Here is a 19014-nt window from a genome sequence, read left to right as displayed (position 1 = left end):
TGCTGGCCTTTTTTTATAGCAAGATTACCGGGCGAGCTTCAGGCCGCGATTTCCAACACGGCCGAAGTAGTAGTTAACGCCGAATTTCAGTCGTCCTCCTTTACCCCGGCTAACGGTTGGGTCTATTTTATTGTAGAAACTGCTTTCGTACGAAATTTCAGCTCCCAATCGGTGTAGAATCCAGGCCATCATACCAATTTCAAGACCAACACTCGTGTATTTAGATTTGGTGTCGAGCGGGATCGTTTCCGAGAATTCCCGCCCGCTATTGATACTGGCTCCCACAAAGCTGCTGATCCGGGTACGAAATGGGTAATACCGGGCAAATGCGCCGACCTGCCGGGCGTGATATTTATTTCCCACAAGACGGTCTGCGTCGTAGCGTAAACCAGCCGCAAAACCCGGCTGGAAAAAATAGCCAAGGCGGGTATTGACGTCGAAGTACACCTGACCACTAGTTGTGCCAAAACCAATACCTCCACCAACAAATACGTTTCCGGGATCGAACCAGCTTAACTGATGTGTTTCCTGATAACTAAGTGATTTGTCGATTTCATCTTCGATCTTGTCACTAGCCTGGGTGGCCTTCTGACGCAGTTCCTGTTTCGTCCGGTCGTTGACAAGCGGCTGTGAACGGTCGGTTGAATCGGATCGGTTCTGAGCCAGACCAACTATCGATAGGCTTGTCGATACCAATAGGAGCGTAAGTATTTTTTTCATCGTCGTTGAGTTGAGAGCATGCAACTAATGTCCTATTAACCACGAATGAGGCATAAAGTTTGTGTTTTACCGCTGCCAGGACCGGGTGAACAAAAAAACGCCCTCCCATTTTATGAGAAGGCGTTTGTACTACAGCTTGAGGAGTGACTCAGAATTACTTCAATTGATCAAGCAGTGCCGACACCTGCTCAACTGATGTGGCGGGGAAATTAGCTATCCTAATTTGCGTGTCTTTGAACTTTCCGTAGCCGCTACCCACAATCATATTGGCCGTTTTAGCCGATGCAATGACTTCGGCCGATGGCTTTTTTGTGGTGGCTACAACGACCGTTTGCGACCGGTGCCGTTCCTGTTTGACAAACGGTTCGTAGGCGTCAGAACTATCCAGGAATTTATAAATCATCCGGGCCTTTTCTTCGGTCTGTTTTCGAATCGTATCAATGCCAATCCGGTTAAAATCTTCCGCAATTTTACCCAACAGATAAATGTACAGCACGTTTGGCGTTGCCGGCGTCTCGAAGTCCTTATAATGTTTCCAGAGGGTTGGTAACGTGTGATGCGCGCCAATCGTGAAGTCGTCCGTTTTTTGTAAGCGTTCGGCTTTTTCCAGGCACGCCTGGCTGGCAATCCAGACGCCTAATCCGGCAGGCATACCAAACGCTTTCTGTACCGAGAAAAACGCTGAATCAATGATACCGAAATCCAGGTCAGGGTAGGGGGCGGATGAGACCATATCCACGCAAAACAGCTTCTTGGGGTATTTGCGCTTGAGCTTATGGATTTCTGTAGGTTTCATCTGCACACCCGATGAGGTTTCGTTATGCGTCAGGCAAACCAGTTCAGCATAGGCGGGTACCTCAATATCAGCCGCGTCAAATCCCTCTCCAAATGGTTTTTCGACCAGATGCGTATGCTTGTTAAGGGCATTGGCATAGTCATAAAACTTTTGGGAGAAGGAGCCATTTACGGCGTGAAAACTCTCAAATTCAACGCAATTCAGCAGGACACGTTCCCACACCTCCGATGCCGAGCCGGTAAAGAAAATGCCATGCGTGGCGGGTATATTCAGTAAGGTTCGTAACTGCTCGTCGGTAAATCTATAGATTTCCCGAAACTGCTTACTCCGGTGCGAAATCGAGCCAATCTGATCATCCAGTGCCTGTTGAAGGTGTTGGTAGAAGGTTGGGTAGAGTTCGGCGGGGCCGGGCGTGTAGTAGGTGTTTTTCATTTTTAAAGAGTGAAAGAGTGAAAGAATGAAAGAGTGGTGATCCGGCATTCCGGCTGGCGAGTTTCTTCGCTCTTCCACTCTTTCATTCTTTCACTCTTTAATAAAGCAATCTAAACTTAATCGTGTTGTCAATCCCTTTCAGTTCCTCAACCACTTCGTCAGCGTATTCTTTGGCGACATCCGTAATTACGTAGCCAATCTGCTCGTTTGTTTTCAGGTACTGACCATGAATATTGATGTGGTATTTAGCGAAAATAGAGTTCATTTTTGCCAGAATACCCGGTACGTTGGTATGAATATGCAACAGTCTGTGCGCTCCTTTCAGCATAGGTAGTTGCAGTTCAGGGAAATTAACGCTGCCGTAGGTGCTTCCGTTGTTAATGTATTCCAGCAGCTTGCCCGGAACGAAATTACCGATGTTTGCCTGCGCTTCTTCGGTGCTACCTCCAATGTGTGGCGTCAGGATTACGTTTGGCAACCGGCGAAGCGTACTCATGAATTCCTCATTGTTGGTTTTTGGCTCATGCGGGAAAACATCGATACCAGCCCCTACAACCTTACCACGCTCAATGGAATCGACCAGCGCAGGAATATCAACAATATGGCCACGGGAGAGATTTAGGAAGATAACCCCATTTTTCATCAGCGAAAACTCCCGGTAGCTGATGAGGTTTTTGTTTTCCTTCCGTCCATCGGTATGCAGGCTGATAATATCGGCAATGGCCAGCAGTTCGTCCAGCGATTTGCATTTGCGGGCATTACCAAGAGCCAGTTTATCAACTATATCGTAGAAGTAAACTTCCATGCCAAGGGCTTCGGCGACGACCGATAACTGGGTGCCGATGTTGCCATAACCAACCAGCCCAAGTTTCTTCCCACGAACTTCAAAACTATTTTTTGCTGATTTATCCCAGCCACCCTTGTGCATCAAATTACTCTTGGGCACAATACTCCGGATCAGCATAATGATCTCGCCAATAGCTAGTTCAACGACCGAGCGGGTGTTACTGTAAGGCGCATTGAAAACGGCGATGCCTTTTTCGGTACAGGCATCTAGGTCGATCTGGTTGGTGCCGATGCAAAAGGCACCAACGGTCATCAGCTTATTCGCGTGTTCAAGAACGCGTGCCGTCACGTTCGTTTTTGAGCGGATACCCAGAATCGATACATCACGAATGGCTTCAATGAGTTCCTCTTCATCCAATGCACCTTTCCGAATTTCCACGTTAAAGCCTTCCTGTTCGAAGAGCTGAACCGCCACGGGGTGGACATTTTCCAACAGCAACACTTTAATCCGACTTTTGGGGTACGACTGGCTCCGGCTCAGGTTATTATGGTATAGGAATTCGTCGAGAGAAGGGGCTACGTGATCGGCTTTTTCAACGACACGAGGACGCATTACATTTTCGGTAAAGGCATAAAACCGGTTCGCCAGACCCGATGCCCGAATTTCATAGTCGGTATAGCCATCCCCAATAACGTACACTTCGCCATCGAGTTTCAGATTCCGGATCACCTGCGATTTGCCATCGTTGGCCGAAAGTGGATTTTTAGGGTCGAAACCAACAATTGCACCCGCTTCATCGAATACGAACGTATTGGCAAACACGTGATCGGCCCGAACACCCAGCGATGTTACGATGGGGACGATAAACTCTCGGAAGCCATTCGAGACGATGTAAATATTATCCGCGTTCTCAGTCAGGAACGCCTTGTTCCGCTGAAACGAATCGGATATTTTACCCATCAGATTTTCGATCAGAGCAGGCAACTGATCACGGTGGGCCTTTAAAAGATTCAGGCGTAGATTGAGCGATTCGGTGAAGGAAATTTCGCCCGACATACCCCGGTCAGTAATGGCTTTAACCTGATTCAGTACATCGTCGCGGTCTGGGCGACCGATGAGCGAAATCTCGCCCAGTACGTCCAGTGCTTCTACCTTGGTGAAGGTGCTGTCGAAATCAATAATGTAATACGTCTGTTCGGTCGTGCCGACGTTCGGTTGTTTAGTGAGCATGATTGGGATATCGCCATCGCAGCGATTTAGTGATCTTCTTATTGGTAAATCAAGTTAGGTGCTGTTAAAAATGCTACTGCCCGTTTCTCTGACCAGTACGTCCCCTGGATGCCTTCATCTTTTGCCGGGAAGCCACAGTGGCCGCCCTGTTCAGGGAACTCCATCCACACGTTCGGTAGTTCCCTTGCCAACTCGCTCGGGAAACATTCCGGCGACAGGAAAGGGTCATTTTTTGCATTGACAATCAGTGTTGGAATGGTAATGGCGGGTATAAACTGCAATGAACTGCTTCGCGTATAATAGTCTTCCACATCCAGAAAACCGTTCATAGGGGCTGTAAACGTATTATCGAACTCCCGAACGCTGCGTACTTTTCGCACAGCTTCGGTCGGAAAAATACCCGGCATAACTGCGGCTTTTTCCAATACTTTTCGTTTTAACGTTCGGTTAAATCGGTAATTATAAACCAGACTGTCCCACTGTTCAAGCCGCCGTGCCGATCCCATTAAATACATGGGAACTGAAAACACTACCGCTTTTTTGATGGCTGGATGTGCTGCCGTACCGTGTTCTCCCAGGTATTTGAGCGTTACGTTGCCTCCTGCGCTGAAGCCCATCAGATAAATGGTTTGATAGCCTTTCGAAAGCGCATGTTGTATAACCAGCTGCAAATCACCAGTTTCGCCAACGTGATAAAACCGTTGCTGCCGATTCATCTCACCGCTACAGGACCGATAGTGCCAGGCCAGACAGTCGAATCCATTTTGCGTTAGATGGCGTACCATTCCGGCCAGATAAGGACTCGTGGAGCTACCTTCCAGACCGTGGGTGAGGATAACCAATGGATAATGTGTAATGGATAATGGATAATGCTGAGAAGGAATTTCTGCATTGTTCATTATCCATTGTTTACTATTTATTGAATTCGCCCAATCCAAATCCAGAAAATCATCATCGGGGGTTTTGATACGTTCGCGGACGTAGGAGACTGCTACCTTGCGGAACAGCGAGGGAATGATGGTTTGCAGGTGGCCGTTCCACAAACGGGTGGGTGGCTTATAACTTGATGGGGCAATCAGCGGCATTACCGAACGCGGGCGATTGAAGCCGCAAAGGTAAGAGTTCCAGAAGTTAGAAGCTTGGTAAATCCAATAAAAAAAGGCTGGTCGTAGGGCGACCAGCCTTTCCTGTTGAATACAACCTGAATTGAAAAAAGCAATGTTGGCTACTGCCGAAGCAGTAAGTGGTTCAAAATTGGTAAATAAAAAGAATTAATACAACTATTTCGATAAAATTTAATTTAGATTTCTGCTGATTGATTTGTTGCGAGCAGCGTATCTTGCTGAATCGTTGTGAATTAACGGATCGACTTTGACCCGTCTACGCATGCGTTCAAGCGCTATTCGACTACTTAGCTGCTTTCTGATAGCAGCTTTGCCAACGAGCTGCATTTTAAAAACTGATCCGTTAAATAACCAGTTGGCAATCATTTTAATGTAGATTCGCTATCCTGTATTCGTTTAATTAAATAGTTGTAAGTTTATAATAACTATCCGCTCTGCGTTCATGAAAGAAGTTATTGGGTTGCTCCTTGTTGTGCTGCTAAGCCTGATCGGTTGCCAACCCAAATCGCCCGGACCGGCTACCATCATTAATACGAAAATTGTGTTACCCTCACAGGCTGCGCTGGTATCGGTGCAGACGACCGGCGCAACAACGGCTGAGGTAGTCATTAAACTCATGTCGGCTATTAAATCGACGGATTGGCGATTGACGGCGCAAACCACTTCGGGGGTGCTTTTGCCATTGGAGACCGGCGAGACAAAAGCATACGACCCATTTACCTTAACTACATTTAAACTAACAGGTGTGCAGGTAGGGCAGACCTATAAACTACAGTTGGGTTTTCGGTACAATCAGAAAGACAGCCTGACCCTGGAGCGGGTGTACACACATACGACCTACAACCCCTGGAAGCGACGGGAACATTTGCCATTTGACAGTGGTGATTTTACGGGCTCCATCATTGATTACACCGCCGACCGCTCGGGTAGTTCGGTTCGGGTTACGCGCTATGTTGATGCCGAAACCTGGCAAACCGTTGTATTTGGAAATGAGCAAAATGCCTGGTATGATGCCTATGCACCTGGGGTAACAGTTCGGCGGGGTCTGATTGAGTATATTTTGTACGGGCATAATATCGACCGGTCGTACTTCTATGGGTTGGGTTATCAAACAGATGATTTGTTCCCAGGTAAGTATGTCTATCTACGAGATCAATATGCTGTTTTTCCGGGTGGCGGTAGTGCTGTATTTCCCTACTACCAGGGCGAAGATGGTGAGCTTGCTTATTTCACAACTACAGAATGGGCGTTTTTCCTGACTAATAATGGATCACCGGCCATGCGGGGAATTTATGTGCAATTTGATCAGGAAGCTCGTGCTCCTTTACCAGAAAAACCGGGAGTTATGGCTACGTTCAGTATTGGTGAAGTCGGTTACGTTGTTAATCAGGTTCAGGGAAGCCAGCCACATTTGTTTGCCTACGATTCGCAGAAAGATATATGGACACGTAAGGCCGACTTTCCGGGTACTCAGCGAACACGCGGTGCTGGCTTTTCGGTCAAAGGAAAGGGCTATTTTGGGCTGGGCATTGCCACCAGCCAGCAGGGCCTTCGCGACATCTGGCAGTATGATCCCACTACCGATAAATGGCAATACATGACCGACTATCCGGGCGAAGGCAATCGCTATCTGGTGGTGTGGAGTGGACCTAATCGGGCCTACCTCGGCTGGGGCTACGAGAGCCAGACGGTTGTAGGATCACAGGGTTATCGGCAAGTGGGGTGTACGGATTTTTGGGAGTTCTTGCCATGAGAAAAAAGCATATGAACCTCCGGAGCATCTTCACATTTCTAAGTGTCTTACTAGTAGCCTCCTGCGTGAATGAGGTTCAACTTCCCATTCGGCAAGTGAAAGCGCGGTTGGTGGTTGATGGGCTGATTACGGACGAAGCACCACCATATCCAATAAAATTGACCTTGTCGGGAGCCTACTCGTCGGGAGGAGGTTTTCCGGAAGAGTTGATTATCAACGGAGCCGTTGTGACCATTAGGGATAACGGCGACCGAACCGTACAACTTGAGCAAGATCCTTTACTTCCGTCTTATTATTGGGTTCGGGACACTACATTTCGGGGTCAGGCGGGCCATTGGTATACGCTGAAGGTGGTTATGCCGGATGGGACTGTATATGTATCGACTTCTGAATTACTGGCTCCAGTGGCACCTCTGGAGCAGGTTTCTGCCGAATTTCATCAGTCCGATGGTAGTCTTGGTCAGCCCGACCTGTATAACATTCTGATCGATACCCGTGACCCAGCCACGTTGGGAGATTACTACCGCTGGTCGACGTATAGCTACGTACCCCGCTGGACAAGTTATGATCCTCAGCACCCACCCCCCGTGGGGGTGGGTGGCGTTTGTAATACTTGCTCTTGCTGGGTGCCTTACTATAGTCAGCTAACCAATGTGCTGTCGGATGCGCTCATCAATGGGAATCGCATCAGCCATCGGTCTGTATTCAATTCGCCCGTCTATGCGGTTGGTAAGCAGTACGTTGAGGTACGCCAATATTCGCTTACCCGTTTGGCGTACCAATACTGGACTCGTTTTGAGGAGCAACGTAGCCGAACGGGCTCCCTCTTCGACCCGCAACCGGCTTCTATTGAGGGAAATGTGCATCAGCAGGCCGATACAACTGTGCTGGCGCTGGGCTATTTTGGCGCATCGTCGGTAAGTCGACAGCGGCTGGTTATTCGGGGCGATACGATTCAATATGACAAATTCCTGAACCGACTCAATAAGGTATTTATCCCTCCCGGTCATTGCCCGGATAATTTTTCGATCTTTCAATTAGGCCCGCCCGTGGGTTGGTAGATACAAAGAAAACAGGTTATGACACAGAGATACACAGCGATGGTATGGAGATACACTGAGGTTTTTAGCTGGACTGGCGGGTTAAACAAACTAGTTGTACGGCAAACAAAAGTCTTTATGAATCTCTGTGCCATCTCTGCGTATCTCTGTGGTACGATCTTAACCGCTTGCGTGAATGAGGTACAGCTCCCCATTCGGCAGGTAAAACCGCGCCTGGTGGTGGATGGGTTGATTACCGACGAAGCGCCCCCTTATCCCATCAAACTGACTTTGTCGGGAGCGTATTCGTCGGGAGGGGGCTTCCCGGAAGAGTTGATTATCAATGGAGCTGAGGTCACCATTACCGATAATGGTGATCGGACGGTGCAACTTGAGCAGGACTTGCTTCAACCGTCCTATTATTGGGTACGCGACCCCAGTTTTCAGGGCCAAGCTGGCCATCGGTACACATTAAAGGTGGTTTTGCCCGATGGTACGGTTTATATATCGAATCCTGAATTGCTGGCTCCGGTGGCACCCATTGAGCGAGTTGATGCGGAATATCGCCGACAGAACAGCAGTTTCGGTCAGCCCGATCTGTATGGTATTTTTATCGACACCCGAGATCCGGCATCTCTGGGAGACTATTATCGCTGGTCGACCTACAGTTATGTACCTCGCTGGACTAACGTTGATCCCATGCATTCTAGCTGTAGTGTTTGTTCTTGCTGGGCCCCTTATTTCAGTGAGCTAACCAATGTGCTGTCGGATGCGCTCATCAATGGTAACCGGATCAGTCATAGACTGGTATTTAATTCGCCGGTGTATGCCATTGGGAAACAATTCGTTGAAGTTCGGCAGTATTCATTAACCCGCTCGGCTTATCAATACTGGACTCATTTTGAGGAACAACGCAGCCGAACCGGTTCACTATTCGATCCGCAACCGGCTTCTATTGAGGGCAACGTGCACCAGCAGGTTGATACAACCGTGCTGGCGCTGGGTTACTTTGGAGCCTCGGCCGTGAGCAAACAACGATTGATTATTCCGGGCGATACGATTCAGTACGACAGATTCCTGAATCGGCTGAATAAGGCGTTTATTCCACCCGGAAGCTGTCCTGGTAATTTCCCGCTGTCTCAACTGGGTCCGCCAACGAACTGGTAATGAACTCGCTTAATCGACTTATTTATGACATACCGTATACGTATTAAGTACTGGCTTCTCTTCGTCAGTTGCTGGTTTCTTTGTGGGTCTGCCCACGCCCAGACCCGTTTCCATATTTACGGTCAGGTAATGGATGGCGTAACGAACAAACCATTGGCCAACGTGTCGGTCTATGACAAGAAGCAGGGTGCTGGCACAACAACAGATAGTACTGGCGCTTTTAGCATGCAAGTGCTGCCCGGGCCGTATAACCTGACGTTTTCTGCCGTAGGCTATTACACCCGTAGCCGGTTTCTGGAAATAGAGCGGGGGAACATACGGATGGAAGTGGCACTCAATCCAGACACCCGCCAACTGGATGAAGTTAATGTAAAGGGCCGTACGCCCGATGCCAATGTGTCGGCAACACAGATGAGCGTGGTGCGGCTGGATATGAAAAACCTGCGAAATATTCCAGTGGTATTTGGGGAAGTCGATATTCTAAAAGCTTTAACGCTGCAACCGGGCGTAAGTACGGTAGGCGAGGGGGCTGGCGGGTTCAATGTACGCGGTGGCCGTACAGATCAGAACCTGGTTTTGCTGGACGGTGCCCCGCTGTTCAATACCAGCCATTTGCTGGGCCTGTTGAGTAACCTGAATGCAGACGCGATTCAGGATGTAACGTTGTATAAAGGGGGTATCCCGGCTGCCTATGGTGGGCGATTATCGTCTCTGCTGATTATGAACACCAAACCCGGTGAAACGGATCGTATTCGCGTTGATGGTGGTATGGGCTTGTTAACCAGTCGATTGATGGTTCAGGGGCCGGTTACGAAGAATAAGAAACTGACGTTTCTGGCGGGCGGGCGCATTGCGTATCCGTCGTTTATTCTGGGCTTATTTCCCGAACCTACAAATAAAGACCGTGCGTTTTTCTATGACCTGAATGGACGACTGACCTATCGACTCAATGCCGACAGCCAAGTATCCGCAACAGTATATCGAAGTTACGATACCTTCAAATTTCCGCAGGATACGCTGTATACTACGCAATCGACCTTGCTGACAGCCCGTTGGAGCCAGCGACTAAATCCACAACTGTCTTTCAATCTGACGGCTACTCAAAGTGACTATCGGTTTTTCTTAGATGGTCTGACGGCTGCCAATACGTATCGCTATCGCTCCACCATCCGCCAGCGCGACGCCCGGCTCGACTGGTTATATAGTCCCAAACCCACCCATCGACTTGAATTTGGCGGATCGATGACGGGCTATAGTTTGCTGCCCGGTTCAATTGTTCCTACCGGCGACTTCTCAAATATCAATTCGCTGACGTTACCAACTGAACAGGCTCGCGAATGGGCGGGCTATATCTCGGAGGAATGGACGCCGGTTCGGGTGTTGTCGGTACAAGTGGGGGTTCGGTACGCCCAGTTTACGAACGTAGGGCCGGGCGTGGCGTATCAATATGCCGAAGGGCAACCCCGCACTCGGGAGAGCATTACCGATACCCTGCGCTATAACAGCGGTCAGGCCGTTGCGCAGTATGGAGGTTGGGAGCCGCGCCTGACCATACGGGCGAACCTAACCCCCAATAGTTCGCTGAAAGTAAGCTACAACCGAACCCGGCAGTTTCTGCATTTGATTTCGAATACAACGGCCATCTCGCCCGTCGATTTCTGGAAAGTGAGCGATGCCCTGGTGCCACCTCAGGTAGCCGACCAACTGGCGGTGGGCTACTTCCGCAATTTTAACGATAACATGTACGAAACCTCCATAGAGGTCTATCATAAAACGCTGGAGAATCTGGTCGAATACCGAAATGGCGCTACGCTGTTGCTCAATCCAACGCTGGATGCAGACTTGTTGCGGGCACAGGGCAAGGCATATGGCGTAGAGGTAAGTGTTCAGAAAACGCGTGGATTACTAACGGGTTTAATTGCCTATACCTATTCCCGAACGCTGGCGCGGGTGTCCAGCCCGTATCCCAGTGTACAAATCAATGGGGGCGAGTGGTATCCGTCCACCTTCGACCGACCCCATAACCTGACCATTGCTACCCAGTGGAAATGGAGTCGTGGCTGGACATTCGGTACGAATTTCATATACACCAGCGGTCGCCCGACAACGTATCCTGATGGTACCTACCGACTTAACGGCGCTAAAGTGCTCGATTATTCGCAGCGCAATGCCGACCGTATTCCCGATTATCACCGACTGGATGTGTCGTTTACGAAAGACGGTCGGCGAACGCCGGGGCAACGGCACTATAGCAATTGGTCAATATCGTTTTACAACGTTTATGCTCATAAAAACCCCTATTCAATTTATTTTCAGCGCGTGAATACCACCACCAAAAGCTATCAGCTATCGGTTTTTGGCACGATTATTCCGTCGATAAGCTGGAATTTTACGTATTAGCGACCAGTTGTAGATAACGCATTATCTGACTGTAACCAGTTATCTTTGATAAACAGTCATCAATAGATCATGTCCGACCTGCTGTTTCGAATTTTAGATACGCCCCAGGCTCCGCTTATTTTGCAACAGGCGCAGGCCATTTTGAACAATGAACACCGGAAACGACAGGCGTTCTATGAATGGCTTGATGAGGACAAAAAGGCTGAGTTTATCAATGGAGAGATCGTTGTGCATTCACCTGCATTGGATCGACATAATTCCGCAATGTTGTTTCTGGCGACACTGCTAAGTGTATATGTGAATGATCGTGACCTAGGCTATGTCCGTGCAGAAAAGGCTCTGGTTGAGCTAACCCGCAACAGCTACGAACCCGACGTTTGCTACTTTGGGCCTGCTAAAGCCTCCCAGATTACAGACGATCAATTATACTACCCTGCGCCCGATTTTATTGCGGAAGTGCTTTCAAAGAGTACCGAAAAGAATGATCGCGAGACCAAATTTGCCGATTATGCCGCTCACCGTGTTGCTGAATACTGGATCATAGATCCGCTTCGCCGAACAATTGAGCAATATAGTATTGATGCCGATACAGAAGAATACGCGCTGATGGGATCGTTTGGCATTAAAGAAACGGTAACCAGTCATGCTATTACAGGCTTTACTATTCCTGTGCGGGCCTTGTTCGACACGGCGGCAAATATGGGAGCCTTACGCAACCTGCTAACAAAAGACGTTTCTTAAACCCCAGAGGCCAATACCGGTACAAAGTGCTTCTGATTCAGCGGCAGATTTTCGGCTGTCCATTCGATGTCATCGACGAAGGCAAACGCCCGAACGGGGCAATCAACCACGCGGCAGTAGTGGCAGCACTCTTTTTCGCAGGGGTCAGTATGTACAAAAATTTCAACTTCGCCCTTAAATCCTTCTTTGAGCGTGTCTTCAAAATGATGCACCTCATCATGCACCTGATGCAGCTCCCAATAATAGGGGAGGGTCAGGTGGCAATCTATGTGCAAATCAGCGCCGTATTTCTGAACGCGGAGGTTGTGCACATCAATCCAGTTACGGTCTTTATTCGCGTTTAGCAAATCGACTACCCGGTGGAGCGTAGGGATGTCGGTTTCATCCATCAGGCGTGCGATGGACTGGCGCGAAATCTGAAATCCATTGTAGATGATCACGAACGAAATGCCTACTGAAAGCGCACTATCGATCCAGTGTTTTCCAGTTAGTGCCACCAAGGCTACACCGACCATGACGACAATACTGCTGAATGTATCGGTAAGTAAGTGTTTCCCATCGGCGGTTAGGGCGGCCGAATCCGTTTCGCGACCCGACCGGATGAGCCGCCAGCCCACAAACGCATTGGCTGCTGCCGTTACCCCAACCAGGGCAAAACCCCAATCGAGATTACTTAGCGTTTTGGGCTCGAAGAAACTTAAAATAGCCTGCCAGATAATGACTAATCCCGCCGACAGAATCATGGCCCCCTCGAATCCTGAGGATAGAAATTCAATTTTACCATGACCATAGGGGTGATTATGGTCGCGGGGTTGGCTGGCTAAATAGATGCTGTAGAAGGCAAAACCACTGGCGATTACATTGACGATAGATTCAACTGCATCGGAAAGAATGGCGGTTGAATACGTCAGGAAATAAGCTGTGAATTTGAGAACCAATAGAACGATGCTCAGTCCCAGCGAGATGCCCATCCAGCGGTATTTCGTTTGTTGACTGGCACTCATGAAGCTTGATGAAAAGTGTTACGTGCCGCAAAGGTAACGATTCGTACGGGGATCGCTTGCTGAAGGTGAATCTAACTTTAGGTTCTTATGAGTAAAGCTGACGGCGTTGACTGCTTCTTTTACTAAATCGGCCAGCCTGATTTGTTACGGCTATTTCCTGAACTTTTTATATCTCCGCCAATTATGAAGATCTCTCTTCTGTTTTTGGGACTTATTTTTCTTTCGTTCGTGTATGCCTTCCGCCCGTCTACCGAACTGGTAGAAGGTGATCTGTTGATAGTTGATAAATCGTTGATTATCAAAGAAGACAAGGTTGCTCAAACGATAGCCGTTTATCGCGCTGGGCAAACAAAGCCTATTCTGACGCAGGTAGCCAAAGCGGATTTTCGGCCTTATCTGCACCCGATTGTCGCACCAGATGGGAAAGGTGTTCTAACCGAATACAGTCCTGGTCATCACAAGCACCAAACCGGCTTATACTGGGGATTTACCCGCGTCAATGGCCGCGATTATTTCCATCATCCGCAGGGCGATTACTGGCGTCGGGTGTCGGCTAAGGTGGTCGAGAGCAAGGGGAAAACGGTCAAGTGGCAAACCGTGTATGACCTGCTCGATTCCACGGGCCGGGCCGTACTGACCGAAACCCAAAACTGGTCGATGCGGGAACAGAACGGCAAATACCTGCTTGATCTGGAGTGGAATGGGGACGCCCAAACCGATATTACCATTGGCAAATACGACTACGGTGGGTTATTTCTGCGAATGCCCTGGAAAGAGGGTATCAACGGGGAGGTGGTGAACGCTGCCCGGCAACGTAACGAAAAAGCAGAAGGCCAGTCTGCCCCCTGGGTCGATGTGGGAATGCAGGTAGAAGGACGTAACGATCTGGTACACATCGCCATTTTCGACCATCCCCAGAACCGTAACTATCCTACACCCTGGCGAGTCGATTCGCAATTAGGTATAGGGCCAGCAAGAGCACGCAAAGGTGACTGGACGATAAAAAAAGGAGCTAGGGAGATTCTGAAGCACCAACTGGTGGTGTATACGGGAAAGCTGAACGACGTTGAACTGACGAAATTTTTTGGGGAATTTACCGGCAATAAATCGGACTATACAACAGCATCGCTTTGGGCCGTTGCCCAGCGCGAAGGCCGTGATGCTAAATTCCTGACTCCGACGGAAGCGGTTGCGGCCATGACGATAACGAAGGGCTATCAGGTCAACGTCTGGGCCTCGGAGCCGATGATGACCCAGCCGATGGCGTTTTGCTGGGACGACCGTGGCCGACTCTGGATTGCTGAAAATCGCGATTATGAATCACGAGGGAAGGGATTTTCCAATGCGGGCGACAGCCGGATTTTGATTTTAGAGGATACCGACCACGATGGCGTAGCCGACAGCCGGAAGGTGTTTATGGAGGGCATCGCCTTTCCGGCGGCTATTGCCGTGGGGATGGGCGGGGTGTTTGTGGGGGCACCGCCTAACCTGTTGTTTATTCCCGATAAAAACGGCGACGACAAGGCTGATGTTGACGATATTGAGGTTCGGCTGACGGGTTGGGGCATTCGCGACCGGCACGAAACCCTTAATAGCCTGCACTGGGGGCCCGATGGCTGGCTGTATGGCTGTCAGGGGTTTGCGACGCCTTCAAAAGTGCGGAAACCAACCGGAAAAGGACGACTCTACCGGCATAAAGACCCGTTTCCCGACGATCTTCTACAGGGCGAAGGGGTCGATATCAACGGGGGTGTCTGGCGGTATCATCCCACCAAAGACCGTTTCGAGGTGGTGGCGCATGGGTTCAGTAACCCCTGGGGAATCGACTTTGATGCGAAGGGGCAACTCTTTATCACAGCCTGCGTGATTCCTCACCTGTGGCATATTATTCCGGGCGGCATTTACCATCGGCAGGGTGGGCAGCACTTCAACCCCTACGTCTATAACGATATTAAAACCATTGCCGATCATAGCCACCGTTCGGCGCACGGTGGGGCCCGGATTTACCAGTCCGATGCTTTTCCAAAAGAGCAAAATGGCCGAATTTTTATGGCGAATATCCACGAACACGGGATTCTGTCCGACGTACTGAAGCCGAAAGGGTCTGGTTTTGTAGGTCATCATGGCGAGGATTTTATGATGGCGAATAACGCCCAATGGGTTGGATTCAGCCTCGAAATAGGCCCCGATGGTGGGCTTTACGCGCTGGACTGGCATGATGCCGACATCTGTGGCTCCGACGTATTGAATCAGGAGACGGGCCGTATTTTTCGCATTATGCCCACGAACTCACAAGCCAAAAACTGGCCGGATCGATACACCGATCTCAGTAAACTTACCGATGAACAGTTGGCGAACCTGCAAACGAGTCCGAGCGATTGGCACGCACGTCGGGCGAGGATCATTTTGCAGGGGCGAGCGGCAAAAGGTAAGTTGAATGCCGAAGCAATTGCCAGTCTGCGGGCAATCTATCAGGCGAATGAAGAGTCGACCAATTCAGATTTCCGGCTCCGGGCCATGTGGGCGTTGCATATCACGGGGAATCTATCCCCCGAACAACTGAAAATGGCTTTGTCGGACAAAGAGCCTTACGTTCGGGCCTGGGCGGTGCAGTTGTTATGCGAAGACCAAAGTCCAGCAACGGACGTGCTGGCCGAGTTCAGTACAATGGCCCGGCAGGATCGGTCGCCTGTTGTACGGCTGTACCTGGCTTCGGCCATGCAGCGGCTTGGATATGATACACGTTGGGAGTTGGCCGAGCGCCTGTTGACACATGCCGAAGATGCTGGCGATCATAACCTGCCTAAACTCATCTGGTTTGGTATGGAGCCGCTCGTGAACGGAAACACCAGCCGCGCCCTCGATTTGGCCACGCGAAGTCAGATTCCGATGGTCACGCAGTTTATTGCCCGCCGGGCGGTGGATGCCCAGGCAATCGATGCGCTGGTAGCGACCATCGGTAAACTGCCTAAGAATCGACTGAACTTGCTGGAAGGTATGCGCGATGCCGTTGAAGGTCGCTATGATCTGACTGCGCCCGCCAACTGGAAAATAGTCTATGCCAAACTTAAAACTGATGGAACAACGTCTAAACTGGCCACGGAAATAGCCGGACAATTCGGAGGAACGGAGATGGCTGTCAAATCGCTTGCCCTGTTAAAAGACGCCAAAACGCCCGTCGACAGCCGGAAGAAAGCGTTGCAGGCACTGGCCTTGCAGCAACGCCCTGAATTGGTTAAGGAATTGCCTGAACTGCTCAATAACGCTGATTTACGGCCCGATGCGATCCGGGCTATTGCCAGCTATGACAACGAACCGCTAGGGAAACTCCTGCTCGAACGCTATGCTGGTTTTAATCCCGCTGAGAAAACAGAAGCGATTCAAACGATGGCCTCCCGCCCGAAATACGGCTGGCAACTGACGCAGGCTATCGCCAAAAATACCATTCCTAAACGTGATGTACCGACCTACGTAGCACGCCAATTGCGCAGGGTAGTGGGCAGTGGATTCGTGGAAGTCTGGGGGCCTATCGACCACGTAGCACTCGATGAAAAAGCCTACGCCCGTTACCGGAACCTCCTGACCGACCAGGCGGTTGCCGCTGCTAACCCGGTTAAGGGGCGACTGGTGTTTCAGAATACCTGCGGCCCCTGCCATAAGATGTACGGTGAAGGCGGCATTATTGGCCCCGAACTGACGGGCTCCAACCGGGCCAACCTCGATTATCTGCTCGGTAACATCCTGGACCCCAGTGCCGAGATTCAGGATGATTACAAGATGGTGGTGGTAACAACCCGCGATGGACGAACGTATGTCGGCAACGTAGCGAAAGAAAACGAGCGGCAACTAACCCTGCGGGTAATTGGGCAGGATGCCGTTGTGGTGAATAAGTCGGACATTCAATCGAGGGAAGTGAGTCCGGCCTCCATGATGCCAACCGGGTTGCTGGACCCGCTTTCCGAAACCGAGATCAAAGATTTAGTCGCGTTCCTGCGGACGACAACCCAGGCGAAGACGCTAGTCAGGAAGAAATAAGTTTCGATAACCATTATGAGCGACAAACCGGCTCAGAGGATCAGCCTTTGCTTCCAGACCTAATCTGCTGCGGCCTTGTCGTATAGTAGGTAATATCTTTTTTTAGAAGGGAGTGAAATGGTTTTGTCCCACTATAAACGTTCCTTTATAATGGGACAAGACAGAGGAAATAACGAGATTTTAGACAATTGCCAGTTGGCTTTCAATAAAATCTACAACTTCTATAGCCTTATCAAAATGTGCTTTAATACCCAATAGCGTAATATCCGAGTTTTTTCCATGAGCAATTTTATGGCGATCTTTAATAATATAGTTTATTGCTGATGCTCGCTCTTCTTCTTGCAAGAAATCTTTTAGAGCAGGTTCCCATTCTAAATTAAAGGCTCTTACAATCTCCCTAAATTTATCTGAATTAGGGTTCTGGACTTTGTTTAGCATATGTTGGACATAGGCTTCTATATGTACATGTGGGCTTTTTGTAGAAACCCAATCTGTATAGATTAAATACATTGCATTCTCAAGAAATCCAGAACAAAGTATACAGATGTATTTAGCCATATGTGAACGTAGTTCATCATCTTCTTCGAACTTACTTTCACACTCGATTATTAAATCATATATCTTTTGGGCTTGTTGCGATAAAATAGAATTTTTCACCATACATCCTGAAAATATTCTTTTGTTTTTAGGTGGCGCTGATTAAACCAAGTTTCATTAGATGTTGCTTTAGAAATTGCTTGCAAATATGCTTCATCATTGAAAAGCTCATGATGAGCATTCTTCAATTTTTGTTTATTTATTTTTTTATCTTCAGTTTCAGTTTTTATCAATTTAGCAACTGCATACATTACAGATTCGCAAGCAGCTACGTTAAAAGCTCTGGTATAAGGGCGAAAAGCTTCTCTTCCAAGTGTATTATAAATTAGATCGCATGTAGATCTGAATATAAATGAACAATCATTTATAAAAGCTTGAGGAGCCTTTGCATGTCGTTTATTAAATTTTGTCAAGAACTCGGTCATGGGAGCTTGATAATTTTCAAAATTGTAAAAAACAGCGAAAAACCTAAGAATAAGCTCTTCATCCTTTAAGCGAGTGCTTTTCGTTCCATATAATGATCTCCATGAGGGATAATTATTCAACAACCTTATCATATCATTCAAACTACCATGATAAGCAGCAGTCCTAATCTCTTGTGGAGAAAGTTTTCTTCCACCAGAATTCAGACGTTCAAAAACATGATAAATACTTGTATTATCTTCATTGGGGCTTTCCTGCTTAATAATTGTTGCATGTATAACTGTATCATCTAATTTAATTCGGTCATTTTCGAGCAATTTATTATAGGATAACCCGTCAAATTTATCTTGAACTTTGGTTAGGTTAAAAACACGTTTTGTCAATTCGTCATCTTTTGGATTAAAATAACCATCATAAAAAAACTGGAGAGTCTTTAAACGCTGTTGTCCATCAATGATCAGTAATTTATTAGACCCTGTCTCCTTCGCTAGGAAAACTCCTGGAATAGGCAAGCCTAACAAGCAGGATTCAATAAGTTTTGATGCCTCGGCTAAAGTCCATACATAATCTCTCTGAAAATCGGGATTAAAAACGTCTCCTCTTTTCAACCTTTTTACTAGACCATCTACCGTGTAGTCGACACCATAGCTAGAGATAGAATATTGCACTGGTGCAACATCGACTTCACCATCAATGTCGTCTTCAATTGGTTCGTCAACTTCTATTGGTTCATCAACCATTTTAGTTTCTTCTTCCATTTTATTT

The 19014-nt window shown here is 48.5% G+C and carries 13 protein-coding genes; 6 read left to right on the top strand and 7 right to left on the bottom strand.

What is annotated here, in order from left to right; translation table 11 throughout:
- Window positions 1-24 precede the first annotated feature (24 nt).
- The 4 genes from EXU85_RS20975 to EXU85_RS20960 form a co-directional block, all read right to left on the bottom strand.
- On the bottom strand, window positions 25-720 hold the full coding sequence (locus tag EXU85_RS20975; protein ID WP_142773970.1) for a hypothetical protein: 696 nt from the start codon (window positions 718-720) through the stop codon (window positions 25-27).
- A 154-nt stretch (window positions 721-874) separates the two neighbouring features.
- Window positions 875-1948: an aminotransferase class V-fold PLP-dependent enzyme gene (locus tag EXU85_RS20970; RefSeq protein WP_142773969.1), complete on the bottom strand. Its 1074-nt coding sequence runs from the start codon at window positions 1946-1948 to the stop codon at window positions 875-877.
- Between the two features lie 97 nt (window positions 1949-2045).
- Window positions 2046-3965: a phosphoglycerate dehydrogenase gene (serA, locus tag EXU85_RS20965; RefSeq protein WP_142773968.1), complete on the bottom strand. Its 1920-nt coding sequence runs from the start codon at window positions 3963-3965 to the stop codon at window positions 2046-2048.
- Between the two features lie 38 nt (window positions 3966-4003).
- Window positions 4004-5050 carry a YheT family hydrolase gene (locus tag EXU85_RS20960; protein WP_142773967.1) on the bottom strand — a complete coding sequence of 349 codons (1047 nt, stop codon included), beginning with the start codon at window positions 5048-5050 and terminating at the stop codon, window positions 4004-4006.
- 481 nt (window positions 5051-5531) lie between these two features.
- Between EXU85_RS20960 and EXU85_RS20955 the strand changes: the two genes are divergently transcribed.
- The 5 genes from EXU85_RS20955 (at window position 5532) to EXU85_RS20935 (ending at window position 12190) form a co-directional block, all read left to right on the top strand.
- Window positions 5532-6842, top strand: coding sequence for a hypothetical protein (locus EXU85_RS20955; protein WP_142773966.1), 1311 nt, complete (start codon window positions 5532-5534; stop codon window positions 6840-6842).
- Window positions 6839-7903 (top strand): DUF4249 domain-containing protein, encoded by a 1065-nt coding sequence (locus tag EXU85_RS20950; protein ID WP_246859174.1) that lies wholly within the window; start codon window positions 6839-6841, stop codon window positions 7901-7903. Before EXU85_RS20955 ends, EXU85_RS20950 begins: the two co-directional genes overlap by 4 nt.
- Window positions 7904-8020: 117 nt before the next feature.
- A complete protein-coding gene (locus EXU85_RS20945) occupies window positions 8021-9049 on the top strand; it encodes a DUF4249 domain-containing protein (protein ID WP_142773965.1) in 1029 nt (342 codons plus the stop codon).
- Window positions 9050-9073: 24 nt separating this feature from the next.
- Entirely contained in the window at window positions 9074-11449 is a 2376-nt protein-coding gene (locus EXU85_RS20940) for a TonB-dependent receptor (protein WP_142773964.1), read from the top strand.
- Between the two features lie 69 nt (window positions 11450-11518).
- Window positions 11519-12190 carry a Uma2 family endonuclease gene (locus EXU85_RS20935; RefSeq protein ID WP_142773963.1) on the top strand — a complete coding sequence of 224 codons (672 nt, stop codon included), beginning with the start codon at window positions 11519-11521 and terminating at the stop codon, window positions 12188-12190.
- Here EXU85_RS20935 and EXU85_RS20930 read toward each other — a convergent pair.
- A complete protein-coding gene (locus tag EXU85_RS20930) occupies window positions 12187-13194 on the bottom strand; it encodes a cation diffusion facilitator family transporter (RefSeq protein ID WP_142773962.1) in 1008 nt (335 codons plus the stop codon). The genes EXU85_RS20935 and EXU85_RS20930 overlap by 4 nt on opposite strands.
- Window positions 13195-13377: 183 nt before the next feature.
- On the opposite strand from EXU85_RS20930, the gene EXU85_RS20925 reads away from it, so the two are divergent.
- Window positions 13378-17229 carry a PVC-type heme-binding CxxCH protein gene (locus tag EXU85_RS20925; protein WP_142773961.1) on the top strand — a complete coding sequence of 1284 codons (3852 nt, stop codon included), beginning with the start codon at window positions 13378-13380 and terminating at the stop codon, window positions 17227-17229.
- 180 nt (window positions 17230-17409) lie between these two features.
- On the opposite strand, the gene EXU85_RS20920 is transcribed toward EXU85_RS20925, so the two are convergent.
- Both EXU85_RS20920 and EXU85_RS20915 read right to left on the bottom strand, forming a co-directional pair.
- Window positions 17410-17889 (bottom strand): HEPN domain-containing protein, encoded by a 480-nt coding sequence (locus EXU85_RS20920; protein ID WP_142773960.1) that lies wholly within the window; start codon window positions 17887-17889, stop codon window positions 17410-17412.
- Window positions 17883-19007 (bottom strand): DUF262 domain-containing protein, encoded by a 1125-nt coding sequence (locus EXU85_RS20915; protein ID WP_142773959.1) that lies wholly within the window; start codon window positions 19005-19007, stop codon window positions 17883-17885. Before EXU85_RS20915 ends, EXU85_RS20920 begins: the two co-directional genes overlap by 7 nt.
- Window positions 19008-19014: the final 7 nt, after the last annotated feature.

Source organism: Spirosoma sp. KCTC 42546, assembly GCF_006965485.1.
In the GTDB taxonomy this organism is placed as follows: Bacteria; Bacteroidota; Bacteroidia; order Cytophagales; family Spirosomataceae; genus Spirosoma.
The sequence above is the reverse complement of the archived record's forward strand: the minus strand, read 5'-3'. Positions and strand labels throughout refer to the sequence as shown.

Bases quoted from the DNA above. Each gene is read 5' to 3' on its own strand.
- EXU85_RS20940 (WP_142773964.1), top strand. From the start codon at position 9,074: ATGACATACCGTATACGTATTAAGTACTGGCTTCTCTTCGTCAGTTGC.
- EXU85_RS20925 (WP_142773961.1), top strand. From the start codon at position 13,378: ATGAAGATCTCTCTTCTGTTTTTGGGACTTATTTTTCTTTCGTTCGTG.
- EXU85_RS20915 (WP_142773959.1), bottom strand. From the start codon at position 19,007: ATGGAAGAAGAAACTAAAATGGTTGATGAACCAATAGAAGTTGACGAA.
- EXU85_RS20930 (WP_142773962.1), bottom strand. From the start codon at position 13,194: ATGAGTGCCAGTCAACAAACGAAATACCGCTGGATGGGCATCTCGCTG.
- EXU85_RS20920 (WP_142773960.1), bottom strand. From the start codon at position 17,889: ATGGTGAAAAATTCTATTTTATCGCAACAAGCCCAAAAGATATATGAT.
- EXU85_RS20970 (WP_142773969.1), bottom strand. From the start codon at position 1,948: ATGAAAAACACCTACTACACGCCCGGCCCCGCCGAACTCTACCCAACC.
- EXU85_RS20945 (WP_142773965.1), top strand. From the start codon at position 8,021: ATGAATCTCTGTGCCATCTCTGCGTATCTCTGTGGTACGATCTTAACC.
- EXU85_RS20935 (WP_142773963.1), top strand. From the start codon at position 11,519: ATGTCCGACCTGCTGTTTCGAATTTTAGATACGCCCCAGGCTCCGCTT.
- EXU85_RS20955 (WP_142773966.1), top strand. From the start codon at position 5,532: ATGAAAGAAGTTATTGGGTTGCTCCTTGTTGTGCTGCTAAGCCTGATC.
- serA (WP_142773968.1), bottom strand. From the start codon at position 3,965: ATGCTCACTAAACAACCGAACGTCGGCACGACCGAACAGACGTATTAC.
- EXU85_RS20950 (WP_246859174.1), top strand. From the start codon at position 6,839: ATGAGAAAAAAGCATATGAACCTCCGGAGCATCTTCACATTTCTAAGT.
- EXU85_RS20975 (WP_142773970.1), bottom strand. From the start codon at position 720: ATGAAAAAAATACTTACGCTCCTATTGGTATCGACAAGCCTATCGATA.
- EXU85_RS20960 (WP_142773967.1), bottom strand. From the start codon at position 5,050: ATGCCGCTGATTGCCCCATCAAGTTATAAGCCACCCACCCGTTTGTGG.